Consider the following 469-nt stretch of genomic DNA (forward strand, 5'->3'; position numbering starts at 1 on the left):
AAAACATAGTTTTAGTATTTGAGAACTTTTAATTGAATAACAACGCATCTCAAAGAGATGGGGATTGTTGTTATTCGTCAGCTTTCCAAATTGTTAAAGAGCAAATCACCTCAATGAGGTAACCATTTTTAAAAGCACTTAACTAAGTACGCTTAAAGATGGTATCCCGTAGGGGAGTCGAACCCCTGTTACCGCCGTGAAAGGGCGGTGTCCTAGGCCTCTAGACGAACGGGACACTGAATTCCATACGGAATTGGTGGAGCTAATCGGGATCGAACCGATGACCTCTTCGCTGCCAGCGAAGCGCTCTCCCAGCTGAGCTATAGCCCCTTCAAAGCTCTAATAAAGACATATCAATCTGTGTGAACACTCATCGCGACTTATTTGTTTCCGCTTTAAAAAGCAGAAGCAAACTATCCGTATCGTATAAGGAGGTGATCCAGCCCCAGGTTCCCCTAGGGCTACCTTG

2 tRNA genes are annotated in these 469 nt (G+C 44.8%); both read right to left on the bottom strand.

Annotated features, from left to right (window positions below):
- Positions 1-159: 159 nt before the first annotated feature.
- Positions 160-235: transfer RNA gene (locus QTO00_RS20815), tRNA-Glu, on the bottom strand.
- Between the two features lie 19 nt (positions 236-254).
- A tRNA-Ala gene (locus tag QTO00_RS20820) sits at positions 255-330 on the bottom strand.
- Between the last annotated feature and the right edge of the window lie 139 nt (positions 331-469).

This window comes from Vibrio sp. M260118 (genome assembly GCF_036533755.1).
In the GTDB taxonomy this organism is placed as follows: Bacteria; Pseudomonadota; Gammaproteobacteria; order Enterobacterales; family Vibrionaceae; genus Vibrio.